Annotated in this window: 13 protein-coding genes; 9 read left to right on the top strand and 4 right to left on the bottom strand. The window is 44.9% G+C overall.

Annotated elements, in window-relative coordinates:
• Position 1: 1 nt before the first annotated feature.
• Positions 2–1,180 carry an iron-containing alcohol dehydrogenase gene (locus tag RT064_RS02230; protein WP_313060943.1) on the bottom strand — a complete coding sequence of 393 codons (1,179 nt, stop codon included), beginning with the start codon at positions 1,178–1,180 and terminating at the stop codon, positions 2–4.
• A 409-nt stretch (positions 1,181–1,589) separates the two neighbouring features.
• On the opposite strand from RT064_RS02230, the gene nemA reads away from it, so the two are divergent.
• Both nemA and RT064_RS02220 read left to right on the top strand, forming a co-directional pair.
• Positions 1,590–2,714 (top strand): N-ethylmaleimide reductase, encoded by a 1,125-nt coding sequence (gene nemA / locus RT064_RS02225; RefSeq protein WP_313060940.1) that lies wholly within the window; start codon positions 1,590–1,592, stop codon positions 2,712–2,714.
• A 208-nt stretch (positions 2,715–2,922) separates the two neighbouring features.
• The gene (locus tag RT064_RS02220) at positions 2,923–3,294 is read left to right on the top strand and encodes a hypothetical protein (RefSeq protein WP_313060936.1); all 372 of its coding nucleotides are present in this window, start codon (positions 2,923–2,925) and stop codon (positions 3,292–3,294) included.
• 8 nt (positions 3,295–3,302) lie between these two features.
• Here RT064_RS02220 and RT064_RS02215 read toward each other — a convergent pair whose 3' ends face one another.
• Entirely contained in the window at positions 3,303–4,214 is a 912-nt protein-coding gene (locus RT064_RS02215) for a LysO family transporter (protein ID WP_313060934.1), read from the bottom strand.
• 274 nt (positions 4,215–4,488) lie between these two features.
• On the opposite strand from RT064_RS02215, the gene RT064_RS02210 reads away from it, so the two are divergent.
• The 6 genes from RT064_RS02210 (at position 4,489) to RT064_RS02185 (ending at position 9,746) form a co-directional block, all read left to right on the top strand.
• Complete coding sequence (locus tag RT064_RS02210) at positions 4,489–5,562, top strand: DUF475 domain-containing protein (protein WP_188874603.1); 1,074 nt, start codon at positions 4,489–4,491, stop codon at positions 5,560–5,562.
• Positions 5,563–5,860: 298 nt separating this feature from the next.
• Entirely contained in the window at positions 5,861–6,436 is a 576-nt protein-coding gene (locus RT064_RS02205) for a TerD family protein (RefSeq protein ID WP_313060928.1), read from the top strand.
• Between the two features lie 193 nt (positions 6,437–6,629).
• Positions 6,630–7,382 carry a TIGR00266 family protein gene (locus RT064_RS02200; RefSeq protein WP_060995590.1) on the top strand — a complete coding sequence of 251 codons (753 nt, stop codon included), beginning with the start codon at positions 6,630–6,632 and terminating at the stop codon, positions 7,380–7,382.
• 85 nt (positions 7,383–7,467) lie between these two features.
• Entirely contained in the window at positions 7,468–8,079 is a 612-nt protein-coding gene (locus RT064_RS02195) for a TerD family protein (RefSeq protein ID WP_313060923.1), read from the top strand.
• Positions 8,080–8,379: 300 nt separating this feature from the next.
• Positions 8,380–9,474 (top strand): hypothetical protein, encoded by a 1,095-nt coding sequence (locus RT064_RS02190; protein ID WP_313060921.1) that lies wholly within the window; start codon positions 8,380–8,382, stop codon positions 9,472–9,474.
• Entirely contained in the window at positions 9,471–9,746 is a 276-nt protein-coding gene (locus RT064_RS02185; protein WP_065262955.1) for an RnfH family protein, read from the top strand. The genes RT064_RS02190 and RT064_RS02185 overlap by 4 nt, the downstream gene beginning before the upstream one ends.
• Before the next feature lie 87 nt (positions 9,747–9,833).
• On the opposite strand, the gene RT064_RS02180 is transcribed toward RT064_RS02185, so the two are convergent.
• Positions 9,834–10,217 carry an outer membrane protein assembly factor BamE gene (locus RT064_RS02180; protein WP_062332450.1) on the bottom strand — a complete coding sequence of 128 codons (384 nt, stop codon included), beginning with the start codon at positions 10,215–10,217 and terminating at the stop codon, positions 9,834–9,836.
• Between the two features lie 314 nt (positions 10,218–10,531).
• Here RT064_RS02180 and fur point away from each other — a divergent pair, with 314 nt between their 5' ends.
• Positions 10,532–10,969: a ferric iron uptake transcriptional regulator gene (fur, locus tag RT064_RS02175; protein ID WP_204154996.1), complete on the top strand. Its 438-nt coding sequence runs from the start codon at positions 10,532–10,534 to the stop codon at positions 10,967–10,969.
• A 146-nt stretch (positions 10,970–11,115) separates the two neighbouring features.
• On the opposite strand, the gene murJ is transcribed toward fur, so the two are convergent.
• A complete protein-coding gene (gene murJ / locus RT064_RS02170) occupies positions 11,116–12,702 on the bottom strand; it encodes a murein biosynthesis integral membrane protein MurJ (protein ID WP_313060914.1) in 1,587 nt (528 codons plus the stop codon).
• Between the last annotated feature and the right edge of the window lie 138 nt (positions 12,703–12,840).

Below are 12,840 nucleotides of genomic sequence, written 5' to 3'. Positions count from 1 at the left end.
ATCAAATCGCTGAGCGCAAAATCCGCTCAGATACTGCCAAATCATTGCTACGATGTTCACCGAGTTTGACCATATTATGTTCTTCTAATTGGCTTAAAATTGGCGCAATTGCAGACGCATCAAGGTCGGCATCTGACAATCTCACTGGTAAGCCAAGCTCGCGGAAAAAGTTTTCGGTGTTAACAATCGCTTGCTCGATTTTATCCTCATCGCTACCTTCAGTGATATGCCAAACGTTTTTGGCGTACTGTAGCAGCTTGTCTTTTTTGCTATCTTTGAGCTCACGCATCACCCCAGGCAACACAATGGTCAAGGTGCGGGCGTGGTCAATACCGTGTAGGGAGGTTAATTCATGCCCAATCATATGGGTGGTCCAGTCTTGTGGTACGCCCGTGCCAATGAGACCATTGAGTGCCATTGTCGCTGTCCACATGATGTTTTTCCGCGTTTCCATGTCGTTAGGGTTGGCTTTGACGGCACGGCCTTCTTCAATCAAGATTTTGAGCAGGCTTTCAGAGAAACTATCTTGGACTTTGGCGTTGACTGGGTAAGTCAGATACTGCTCCATCACATGCACAAACGCATCGCCCACGCCATTCATCACTTGACGCTCAGGTAGCGTTAAGGTCTTGGCAGGGTCAAGAATGGAAAACTGTGGGAATACTAGCGGGTTACCAAAAGGCAATTTGGCATGACGCTCGCTATGGTTTATAACGCCGCCTGAATTCATCTCTGAACCTGTTGCAGGAATGGTGAGTACAGTACCGAGCGGTAGTGCATTTTGAATATCACGGGTATATCCTTTTAATGCTTCCCACGCTTTTTCATGGTCTTTATCGTCATCTAAGGTGGCAGTCAATGCAACAAATTTGGTGCCATCAAGCACTGAGCCACCACCGACAGCGAGCAAAAAGTCAATGTTGTTGGCATGTACCATATCGACGGCTTTCATCAAGGTATTAAATTCTGGATTTGGTTCAATGCCGCCAAATTCAAAGATTTCACGCTGTTTACCTTGTAGCGCGGTTTTGACCTCATCGAGTGTGCCGGTTTTTTTGGCAGAGCTACCGCCATAGGTGATAAGTACACGGGCATTATCAGGGACAAGATTGGCGAGTTCTTTGATTTGACCTTCACCAAATACGATACGCACAGGGTTGTAATATTGGAAATTATTCATGCCGATCCTTAAGAATTTGTTATTGTTAAAACATTGCCACTTGTAAAAATGCACCATGGCACTTATTAAGTAAACGTTACGCTCAAACACAGCGCTATCATAGAATAAAATAGTGAAAGCAATTGCAATAATTTGTCTAAAAAACTCGCAACAGCTTTTTAAAACCTTTTTAAAAAACAGATGCTTTTTAAAAACAGATGCTTGCTAAAACCTAGTCTTTGCTCAAGCTTTTAACAGTAGATGAACCTGTGAAAATTACGCTGTGACGACGTTTGCTAGCAACGTATATAAGTCTAAAATCCTTATAAACAAGGATGCTGCAACAATTTTTTTATCAAGTTTGTTATGACTTGAAGCTAGCAGCGTCCAATAACTCAACGAAAGATGAATCAACAATCCCGAGGAAAGTATGTCTTACTCCGCTCTTTTATCACCGATTAACGTGGGCGCGATGCGCTTGCCCAACCGCGTCTTTATGGCGCCATTGACCCGTCTGCGTAGTGCTGATTTACCTAATGGAACAAAAGGGATTGGTGGCTTGCCAACGCCACTCATGGCAACCTATTATACCCAGCGCGCTAGCAGTGGTTTGATTATCACGGAAGCCACGGATATCTCAGCCGATGCCAAAGGCTACGCAGGTGCGCCAGGTATTTTTAGTGACGCGCAAATTGCAGGCTGGAAAATGATTGCTGATAGCGTACACCAAGCAGGCGGTCATATCGCTATGCAGCTATGGCACACAGGGCTGGTATCGCATTATAGCTTGCGCCCACAAGGTCAGCCACCTGTATCAGCATCAACCGTGGATTTGGGTGATGCGGTACGCACCTCGTTAAAAGATGAGGAAGGCAAAGTATACCGTGTGACTGCCACGCCAGCGCGTGAGATGACCATCGCAGAAATCAAACAAACCGTCGATGATTTTGCCAGTGCCGCGCGTAATGCGATTGAAGCGGGTATGGATTTTATTGAAATCCACGGTGCACATGGGTATTTGATTCATCAATTCTTGTATGAGAGCGTCAACCAACGCAGCGATGAATACGGTGGTAGCTTAGAGAACCGTATGCGCTTTTTGAAAGAAATTTTGACCGCAGTCACTAACGCCATTGGCAGTGACAAAGTGGGTATCCGTATCTCGCCACTGGGTCAATTCAATGGCGTGGATGCTGGTAGCGAAGATGATGCGTTAGCAATCATCAAATTGATTGATAGCTTTAACCTAGCCTATTTACATATTTCTGAGCCAGACTGGGCAGGTGGAAAACCCTTTACAGCAGAATTCCGTCGCCAAATTCGTGATGCTTATCACGGTGTGCTTATCGGTGCTGGTGGCTATACCGCAGAAAAAGCAGACACGCTAATTCGTGATGGCTTAATTGATGCGGTCGCTTTTGGTCGTAGTTATATCGCAAATCCGGATTTGGTTGAGCGTTTTCAGCAAAATGCGCCGCTTAATCAACCGAACCCAGCCACTTTTTATGGTGGCGATCAAGAAGGCTATACCGATTATCCTGCATTAGCCCAATAATCGTATTAGCGAAAATAATCGTATTAGCAAATATGAACACCCCGATCGTGTGATGACATGATCGGGGTTTTTTATTGTGCTGATAAAACAAACAAATTTTTTTACTAAACTTATCATGAAAGTGAATAGAAAATCTGTTAATAATAATCAAGCGGCAATAGGAAATTGTCATATTAAAAAATAGTCAAACAAAGACAAGGAGAATGAAATGAAAAGACGTTTTATAGCCCCCTTATTTGGCGCAGCTATAGCCATGCTATCGGTAGCGGCAACCACCCAAACTGCCACTGCCGCGACAGCTACCAAAATTATTTTTCCAAAGGGTAGCTACTGCGCCAGTTATTCAGGCGATTTTAGCAAAAGTAAAACCTACAGTCTGTATCTGCTAAAAAATCAAGATTTTGAAGTCAAAGCCGCCAATATGGAAGACGGTATCCGCATCAGAGATGGACGGGGCGTGCTGCGAGGTGAATGGATTGACGACAATACCTATCGTATTCACACGCGCATGAAGGGTCTGCATTATGTGACCGTACGCAGTCCATATGGCGACCAGCAAGTTGAGTTTTGCGCGTATTGATTGTGTGATTAGCCAAAACTTGAAAATACCACCATCAACACCGGTGAGATGATATTGACCAAAAATCCAAAGCTCATGGCAAGCGGAACTACTTCATTCCCCCCTGAGCTTTGGATGATAGGCAAGGTAAAATCCATGGTGGTCACCCCGCCCAAACCCACCGCCGTGGTTGGGTATTTGCCAATCAGCATAGGGATAAACAGTAGCGCCATAAACTCACGCAATAAATCATTGAGCAATGCCACACTTCCCCAAACTGCGCCATAGGCATCAGTCATGACAATCCCCGACAACGAATACCAGCCATAGCCAGAGGATAGCGCTAACCCTTGAGTGAATGTTACATCAGGCATTATCAGCGCGTACAGTAAACCACCAATAGCCACACTGAGACAAAAAATCACACAGGCTTGTACGCCGCGTTTATTGACCAATACCTGCCGTAACGTCATCCCCGAATGCGACAACTGAAAACCCACCAATAAAATCAGCAAAATTAACAAACCCTTGATGATGCCATCAATCGGCAAATCCGTTATTGGCAGAAATTTGCCCAGTACAAAACCCAATACCACACAGCACAACTGAACGAGGCTTCCTGTGATGCTAAAACCTGCTTGGCTATGCTTATGGGGGATAGCACGTTGCCAAGGATGTAGCTTGTCAAACATCAGCAAACTGATAAAACCTGCACCTAAGGTACAAATCGCCAATACCGCCACATTGGTGCCAATAAACCCAATCTGCGCGCCCAAGTCAGGAATATGCGACAACGAAAGACCAATAAAGGTTAAAATCACAAACACCAAGTTGGTCAGTAGCTTGTCTACCAGTGGCATGAATCGTTGCGGTAATGGCAGCAAAAACCCAACCACCAAAGGGGTAAGAATCAGAACAAGGGTGATAAAGTTTTCCAACATACCGCGACGCTTCCAAACAGGGTTTAAACACAGGCTAATCGCAATATTTTGCCGTCAGCGATGGGTTTAAAAAATTAAAATTGGCTATTGTACCCATAAATGCACCAAGTTGGCGAATATTTGCCATAATCCGTGGTTTAAGCGTGCAATCAATTGCTTGGTAACACATTTGTAGTATGATTGAACAAATAGTTGTGTAAGATAAGCACATCCAATCATCTTACGCGTTAGATGACTCTATTAGCCGTTAATTTTTTTAATTTGTAGGATTGTTATGAGACATTTTTATTTCGATATTGTCTTTACCACGATTGCGCTAGCCATAGCCGCGTGGTGGGGTTTTTCACATGGTGGTGTTGGCACTATGATGTCGGCGCTGTTTGTCACGCTGATTTTGGCAGTGATGGAAATCTCGCTGTCGTTTGATAATGCGGTGGTCAATGCCTCGGTACTCAAAACGTGGGATAAGTTTTGGAAAATGATTTTCTTGACTGTGGGTATGCTCATCGCGGTCTTTGGTATGCGTCTAGTATTCCCGATTGTCATCGTCGCAGTGACTGCCGATATGGGCATGATGGATGTCATCAACATGGCGCTTAACAACCCGAAAGAATACTCGGCAAAGCTCATTGAGCACCATGCAGAGATTGCGGCGTTTGGTGGGATGTTCTTGTTGCTCGTCTTTTTAAACTTCATCTTTGATGAAAAAGAAGTGATGTGGTTTGAATGGCTAGAGCGTAAATTGGCACGATTTGGCAAAGTCGATGCCATGAGCGTGTTTGTAGCATTGGCGTTGTTGATGATAGCACTGTTTTGGGTAGATCCAGCGCGTAAAGCCGCTGTATTGACCGCAGGTGTGTTTGGTATTTTGATTTATCTAGCCACCAATGTGTTATCAAGCCTTTTAGAAGGCGCGGACGATGATGATGAATCAACCCCCGATGTGATTGAAGGCAAAGAAGTCGCTGGCGCGATTGCCAAAGGCGGTATTGCAGGTTTCTTGTATCTAGAAGTACTCGATGCGTCGTTTAGTTTTGATGGGGTGATTGGTGCGTTTGCCATTACCAATGACGTGATTATCATCATGCTCGGTTTGGCAATTGGTGCGATGTTTGTGCGATCCATGACCATTTTCTTGGTAGAAAAAGGCACGCTTGATGAGTTTGTTTATCTAGAACATGGCGCGCATTATGCGATTGGCGCGTTGGCGGTTATCATGCTATTGGCAACTGTGCATATCGAAGTGCCAGAAATCGTGACGGGTTTGATTGGGATTGCCTTTATCGTATGGGCAGTGATTAATTCTATCAGCTACCGTAAGCGCGAAGAAGCCTTGGCGAAACATTAAAAGGCGCTAAACAGACTGAGGCTCATGCCTAACAGTAGCGGTATTTAGGATGCTGGCTTGAGCTTAATATCCCTTAAGCTTTTGACACATAAATATAACAGCTTAATGTAGCCGAATGGTGGACAAATTCTATCACCAAAGGTATAGTTAAAACGTGAGTTTCGGCTCACGTTTTGTTTTTTTAGCCGATTTTTTACGGTGTCTGAGGCTTGTAGTCTGAGAATGAAAGGCGCGGCGCATGACAACGGACATCGATTTTCTTATTTGATTTCAAAAATTTATTACAAAGGATAAAACAATGGCAATTAGCTTAACCAAAGGTGGTAATGTTAATTTATCAAAGGAAGCACCGAATTTAACCAACATGGCCGTTGGTCTTGGCTGGAACCCACGTGCCACTGACGGGCAAGCCTTTGACTTAGACGCGGTCGCGTTTTTGGTCAATGAATCGGGTAAAGTACGGGCAGATGCAGATTTTATTTTCTTTAACAACCTAAAATCATCCGACGGCTCGGTAGAGCATACGGGTGATAACCGTACCGGTGAAGGCGATGGCGATGATGAAGTCATCAAAGTAGATTTGACTAAAGTCCCAGCCGATGTAAGCAAAGTGGTATTTTGTGCAGTGATTTATGATGGTCAAGCGCGTAACCAAAACTTCGGTCAAGTAGCAAACGCTTATATTCGTATCGTGAATACCCAAAGCGGCGCTGAAGTGGCTCGTTATGATTTGTCAGAAGACAGCAGCACCGAGACAGCGATGATTTTTGGTGAGCTTTATAAGAACAATGGCGAGTGGAAATTCCGCGCGGTTGGACAAGGTTTTGCTGGCGGTTTAGGGCCATTGGCTGCGTCATATGGCGTTGCAGTTTAGTTTTTTGGCTAAAATTTTTTAACATTCTTTTAACAATGGGGTGGCATCGGCTTGCCCCTTTTTTTCAGCATAACCATTTTTTCAGCCTGAACGCTTTTTAAGCTTCAGCACTTTTTTAAGCCTAAGGGCTTTTTCAAACTTAGCTACTTTTATTATCATTTTTGCCACTTAGTTTATAAGGATACATTAACCTATGGCAGCGACGTTTAGTATGATTGGGACGATTGAGCCATTTTTGCATTGTAATCTCAAAAAAGGCGATTCGATTTATTGCGAATCCAATGCCATGGTCATGATGGAGTCAAATCTTGAGCTTAAAGGTCAGATGCGTGGCGGCATCATGCAAGCTTTGATGCGCCGATTTGCCAATGACGAGTCGATTTTTCAGCAGCAAATTGAAGCGGTAAATGGTGAGGGTGACTGCTTACTGGCGCCTACCCTTGATGGCGATATGCAAATTTTGGACGTCGGTGCCAATCAGTATACGCTTAGTGACGGTGCCTTTGTGGCAGCAACCAATGGCGTTGATTTGCGTGCAAATATCCAGCGCAATTTAGGCGGCGCTGTATTTGGGGATACGGGTGGCTTTATGGTCATGCAAACACAAGGTCAAGGTCAGCTCGTGGTATCTGGGTTTGGTTCTTTGTTTGAGATTGATGTTACGCCTGATAAAGATGTGATTATTGATAATGGTCACGTGGTATGCTGGGATAGCCGACTGCAATATAGCCTGTCAATGGCGACCAGCCAGAAAAAAGGCTTTTTGGGCAATATCATCAATTCAGTCACGAGCGGCGAAGGCATGGTACTGAAGTTCTCAGGTCAGGGCAAAGTAGTGATTTGCTCGCGTAACCGTGATACTTACCAAGGCTGGATTCAAAGCTTATTGGGGTCAAACTCAGGCGGACGCGGTGGCAATGAAGGTATTTTGGGCGGTTTGTTATAGTCAGTTTGTGCTAAACCGTTGTTAAACTCTTAAAACATAGCTAGATAGAATAGTAAAGAATATAGTAAAAAATAAGGAAACCAACATGGCAGTGAATTTATCGAAAGGTCAAAAAATTTCGTTAGAAAAAGAAGCAGGTGGCGCACTCAGCCAAATCAAAATGGGTCTGGGTTGGGATGTCGGTGCTGCTGCGGCGCAAAAATCAGGTGGATTTTTGGGTGGCTTGTTCGGCGGTGGCGGCAGCGCAGGCGGCAGCATTGACTTGGATGCGTCGTGTATCATGCTTGATGCCAACAAACAAATGGTGGATGCAATTTGGTTTGGACAATTGCAGTCAAAAGACAGTAGCATACAACACACAGGCGATAACCGCACGGGTGCTGGTGATGGCGATGACGAAGTGATTAATGTCAATTTATCTCGTATTCCTGACCATGTGCAAGCCTTGGTTTTTACTGTCAATAGCTTTACGGGTCAAACTTTTGCTACGGTCAATAATGCGTTTTGTCGTTTGGTGAATGCCAGCAATAACAGTGAAGTTGCCCGTTATGATTTGTCAGCCCAAGGCAGTCATACCGCGCTGATTTTGGCAAAAATTTATCGTCATAACGGTGAGTGGAAAATGCATGCTATTGGTGAAACCGCGTCAGGTCGTACCTTTCATGATTTGATGCCTGCGATTTTACCGCACGTGTAACCGCGCTTTTTAATGTGAAGCTATAAAGACAGCCCTGTGACACGCAGGGTTTTTTATTTTGACAGCTATTTTTGACAAGTTTGTGTGGATTTTGCGTTGGTGGGTTTTGCATACGGTGTGGGTTTGCTAAAATAGCGGCGATTTAGTTTTTGCAGCGTTTAATTTTAAATCACTTTTTTACAATCAGTTTTTTCAAAGTCGCTTTTTTTTAAGTCACTTTCTTAAAAGTCACTTTAGCGAAGCGACTCAAATCAAATAATTTTGTGACAACAACCCACCGCTACAAAGGAATCCAACACCATGCCATTTAATCGTTTACAGCCGATTTTGATAGCAAGCTTGCTGCCGCTGCTGGTTTTTACTTGGTTTAGCCGTGACTACATTGGGCAGATTGATTTTTGGTTGCTGTGGCTGGTGGCGATGACCTTGGTCGGGTTGCCATTGGTGTTTGCAGAGATTGGTTTGGCGCATCGTAGTGGTAAGTCTCCGCTGGTGGGTCTTCCCATGTTGACCCGTGAAGCTGACGTGTCAACGGTTTGGCGCGGGTTTGGTTGGCTGACTATTGTGCTGCTGCTGGCGGTTGTGGGGCATCTGCTGGCGAGTAGTGGCGAGATTATCCATCCGCTAGTAAGCAATATTGCTTTGCCTGCCTTGTTAGCCATCATGGCGCTGCTGGTGATTGGTTTGAGTTTTATCAAGCATTTGGCAGGTTGGTTGGCGGTCGGTTTTGCCGTTGCCGCGTTGGTGGTCAATGTCGTGCAGGGTGGGCTTGTGGCGTGGCAGGTGACAGCGACGTCCTTGACGGAGTGGGCAGGGGCGGTAGTGTTGGCGCTAGTCTGTGTTGGCGCAGGTACAGGATTATACTGGCATGCGCGCACCCACCAAATGCTGACTACCAATAGTACTGCCGCTGCCGATGACGCCCGCGAATCCGCGAGTCGCTATGTATTACCGGTGTGGAGTTTTCAGTTACTAGCGGGTGCGCTGATTGCCATGACTTTATCGCCAAACAGCGCAATGGCAGCAGTGTTGAATGCATTGGCGATGCTGGCAGGGGCGGCGTATTTACTGCATATTTTGACCCATCAAGTGTCACTACGTTGGCAACAACAACAATTTAACTTTTTGGCATTGGTGGTGTTGGCAGTGCTTAGTCTTGCGCTAGCCATGGTGCCAACCGCTTGGCTCAATCAGCTGATTATTGCAATAAGTTTAGTCACGGCGGTATGGCTAGCCGTATTTGCAGGCTGGCAAATGAAAATCAGCCATTTACGCAAATCATTGAATTTTAGCTCAGAAGGCTTATATAACCTTTGGCGCATTGCGGTGCGTATTATTGTGCCATTGGCGGTGGTTTTGGCGATGGTGGGGTGGGTGCTAGGATTGGCAAAATGATTACTGTAGATATAGCCTTTGCACCCGACAGCCAAACACAGTTGCGGTTAACCCTGCAACTTGCTGATGATAGCCGGGTGATTGATGCAGTCAATGCCACAGGCTGGCAACAGCAGTATCCGCAGATTTTTAGCTATAGTGTCGGTGTGTTTTCCCATAAACTAGACTGGCAAAGTGCTATCAACACAGGCGATAGAATCGAAATCTATCGCCCTTTGACCATCGACCCGCAAAACAAACGCAAATTACTGTCCAAAAAATCCAACCGATGAGGGTGTGAGCCGGTATTATTGTGTAGCGCACAAAAAAAAGCCAATCACAGCATCACGGCAATGATTGGCTTTTTTAGTCAAAAAAACTTACTGAGTCACCGCTGGGCGCTCGATACTGGTGACAATACCATTTTGGTCAAAATAAATTTTGGCGTATTGTTGGGCGTTGTGAATCGCTGGCTTGTTGGCGCGTTTGGCGTTAGTACCTGGGGTAAAATCGTACAGATAATCCCAGCGCATAGGATTTAGGGTATCTCTAAAGGTTGGACTACCTAGTATATATAGCACTTGATTGGCATTCATACCTACTTGCACTTGGCTTAATTTGTCTGCATGAATCGGCTTGCCTTGTGGGATATCGATTTTGTACACGCTAAACCATGAGCAACCTGGTAATACGCTGACGCTGCTAATTACGGCAACCAAAGGCAGGACTGCCAGTTTTTTTGATAGTGTTGTGATAGATGTCATTTGTCAAACCGCTTTGAGATGGTGAACGATAAAATTTACGACTTATCATACGTGATTTGGGTTTTTTTGCCTACCTATTGACCCCAAAATTTAAATTATTTTACATACAGTTAATGTTTGGGTGTAAAACGCCGCGGTGGTTTGGCTTTCTAGTGGTTGGCATACTTTGTCTCTAGTCTGCATTCGCTTATTATTTGTCAATGAGCGCTTCTGCCAGTGATGTCACGTTTTTTTACTGTGGGATTTTATCGAATTTGTTATTATAGTCATAATGTTCAGTTTATAAGCGACACCTGATAGGTGCGAGGATTTGTATGTCGTCTTTTACCAACCAAGATTTGCGTCGTGCCGGTTTGAAAGTCACGTTACCGCGTTTGAAAATTTTAGAATTGCTAGAAAAAGCCGAATCCCATCATATGAGCGCAGAAGATGTGTATAAAGCCTTGATGGAGCATGGTGAAGACGTGGGGCTTGCGACTGTTTACCGGGTGTTAACCCAGTTTGAACAAGCGGGGATTGTCGAGCGTCACAATTTTGAAAACAACTTGTCAGTGTTTGAAATTGCCAAAGATGAGCACCATGACCACTTGGTATGCGACCAATGCGGCAAAATCATTGAATTTCACAATGAAGAAATCGAAGCGCTACAAGAAAAAGTCGCCAAAGAATTTGGCTTTACCCTAGCAGGGCACTCGCTGGTACTGTATGGAATTTGTGACAACAAAGATTGCCAAAATTCGATAAAGCGCTAATGCCTTGGTGGGTTAATGCCTGAGTCATTTAAAAAACTCACGTGCAAAGATCAGTCACAAAACTCAATTACAAACTTCAGTTAGAAAAAGCGGCTAGATAAATTTTATTTAGCCGTTTTTTTCGTCCGTTGTTTATTGTCTATCCTTTATTGAATACTATGATGCGGTTTTAGTTCTGATAGTTTAAAGCCAGCGATTAATAGCGCTGCGCTATACACCACAGCGCCCACCACACACAGCGCCAATAGCGCAACAATACGAATACCTTGGTGCGCAGTAATGGGGAAAAAATGAATACCAGCAGCAAGTGCCAACCCCATCGCCCCATTTGCAATGGCAAAGATAACTGCTAATCGTCGCCAAGCCGCACCAAACCGATAAATATCTTGGGTATGTAAATAAAAATATAACAGCGCCGCATTGATAAAAGACGCCAAAGTATTGGCAAGTCCTAGCCCGGCATGTGGGGCGATTTGCCACTTTTTAAATAACCCAGCCAGTATTAGGCTTAGCACGACATTGGCAATTACGCTAATCACACCGACTTTGACAGGGGTGCGACTGTCATGACGGGCAAAAAAAGCCGGGGCAAATATTTTAATCAGCATAAATGCCAAAATCCCACCCGATAAACACTGTAGCGCAAGCCCACTCATCATGGCATCTTGCCGCACAAACTCGCCATGCTCAAACAGGGATATCATAAGCACATTACTAATCATGCCAAGCGCGATGGATGCAGGTACACCGACCAACACCGTCAGCCGTGTCGCCCAATCTAGGGCGTGTCCAAATTGTTGATGGTCGTCGCTTGCGATACTTTTGGATAGACTGGGCAAAATCACCGTACCAATCGCCACCCCAATCAGCCCTAGCGGCAACTCACTCATCCGCTCTGCGGTATACAGCCAAGATACCGAGCCATCCACCATGGTTGAAGCCAGTACCGTGTTGACCAGCATATTGATTTGGGTAACCGAGACCCCAAACAGCGCAGGGAGCATGAGTTTTAAAATCCGTTGCACGCCAGGATGACGAAAGCTGACCTTTGGCATCACCAGCAGCTGATGGCTATGCAATTGCGGTAATTGAATCAATAGCTGCAGCAAACCTGCCGCTGCAACTGCATAACCGACCGCCAAAATTGGCTTGGCAAGCAGTGGCGCTACCCAAATCGCACCCACAATCATACACACATTTAAAATCACCGGTGCAAAGGCAGGCAACGCAAACCGCCCCACGCTTTGCAAAATACTACTAGCAAACGCAGTCATTGCGATAAATAACAAATAAGGAAAGGTGATACGAAGTAGCTCAACTGCCGTTAAAAATTTGCTAGGCTCATGCAGATAACCGACCGCAAACACAGCAATCACAGCGGGCGCGAAAATGACTATCACGGCGGTTAGACCTGATAAAATCAACAATAACGTACCTGCCACCCGACTGATAAGAATTTGAATGCCGAGCAAGGCTTTTTTGCTATCGGTCAAGTCGTTATTTTGGGCTTGGTGTTGATAATCGGATAGTACAGGGACAAAAGCTTGGGCAAAAGCGCCTTCAGCGAATAGCCGCCGCAAAAAATTGGGCAATTTGAATGCTACCAAAAACGCATCCATCATGCCCCCCGTACCAAACACGCTCATCAATACCATGTCGCGAATCATGCCCAAGATACGTGAAAATAAGGTAAAGAAACTAATAATAGCGGTGGATTTGATAAGTTTTGACATGAAAGAATCGCTGCAAGTTTTGCCGAGAAATGGGTGTGTTGATGGGGTTTTGTAGTTTGATTGGGGCGCTGTTATTTTGCAAAAATGTTATCTTGCAAAATCGTTATCCTACAAAATTGCCATACGATAAATTTTTGA

This window comes from Moraxella sp. CTOTU49097 (assembly GCF_032064105.1).
GTDB lineage: Bacteria > Pseudomonadota > Gammaproteobacteria > Pseudomonadales > Moraxellaceae > Faucicola > Faucicola osloensis_B.
This window is presented reverse-complemented; position numbering and strand designations above follow the sequence as displayed.

Excerpts from the sequence above, each read along its gene's own strand:
- RT064_RS02230 (WP_313060943.1), bottom strand. The coding sequence starts at position 1,180 with ATGAATAATTTCCAATATTACAACCCTGTGCGTATCGTATTTGGTGAA.
- nemA (WP_313060940.1), top strand. The coding sequence starts at position 1,590 with ATGTCTTACTCCGCTCTTTTATCACCGATTAACGTGGGCGCGATGCGC.
- RT064_RS02220 (WP_313060936.1), top strand. The coding sequence starts at position 2,923 with ATGAAAAGACGTTTTATAGCCCCCTTATTTGGCGCAGCTATAGCCATG.
- RT064_RS02215 (WP_313060934.1), bottom strand. The coding sequence starts at position 4,214 with ATGTTGGAAAACTTTATCACCCTTGTTCTGATTCTTACCCCTTTGGTG.
- RT064_RS02210 (WP_188874603.1), top strand. The coding sequence starts at position 4,489 with ATGAGACATTTTTATTTCGATATTGTCTTTACCACGATTGCGCTAGCC.
- RT064_RS02205 (WP_313060928.1), top strand. The coding sequence starts at position 5,861 with ATGGCAATTAGCTTAACCAAAGGTGGTAATGTTAATTTATCAAAGGAA.
- RT064_RS02200 (WP_060995590.1), top strand. The coding sequence starts at position 6,630 with ATGGCAGCGACGTTTAGTATGATTGGGACGATTGAGCCATTTTTGCAT.
- RT064_RS02195 (WP_313060923.1), top strand. The coding sequence starts at position 7,468 with ATGGCAGTGAATTTATCGAAAGGTCAAAAAATTTCGTTAGAAAAAGAA.
- RT064_RS02190 (WP_313060921.1), top strand. The coding sequence starts at position 8,380 with ATGCCATTTAATCGTTTACAGCCGATTTTGATAGCAAGCTTGCTGCCG.
- RT064_RS02185 (WP_065262955.1), top strand. The coding sequence starts at position 9,471 with ATGATTACTGTAGATATAGCCTTTGCACCCGACAGCCAAACACAGTTG.
- RT064_RS02180 (WP_062332450.1), bottom strand. The coding sequence starts at position 10,217 with ATGACATCTATCACAACACTATCAAAAAAACTGGCAGTCCTGCCTTTG.
- fur (WP_204154996.1), top strand. The coding sequence starts at position 10,532 with ATGTCGTCTTTTACCAACCAAGATTTGCGTCGTGCCGGTTTGAAAGTC.
- murJ (WP_313060914.1), bottom strand. The coding sequence starts at position 12,702 with ATGTCAAAACTTATCAAATCCACCGCTATTATTAGTTTCTTTACCTTA.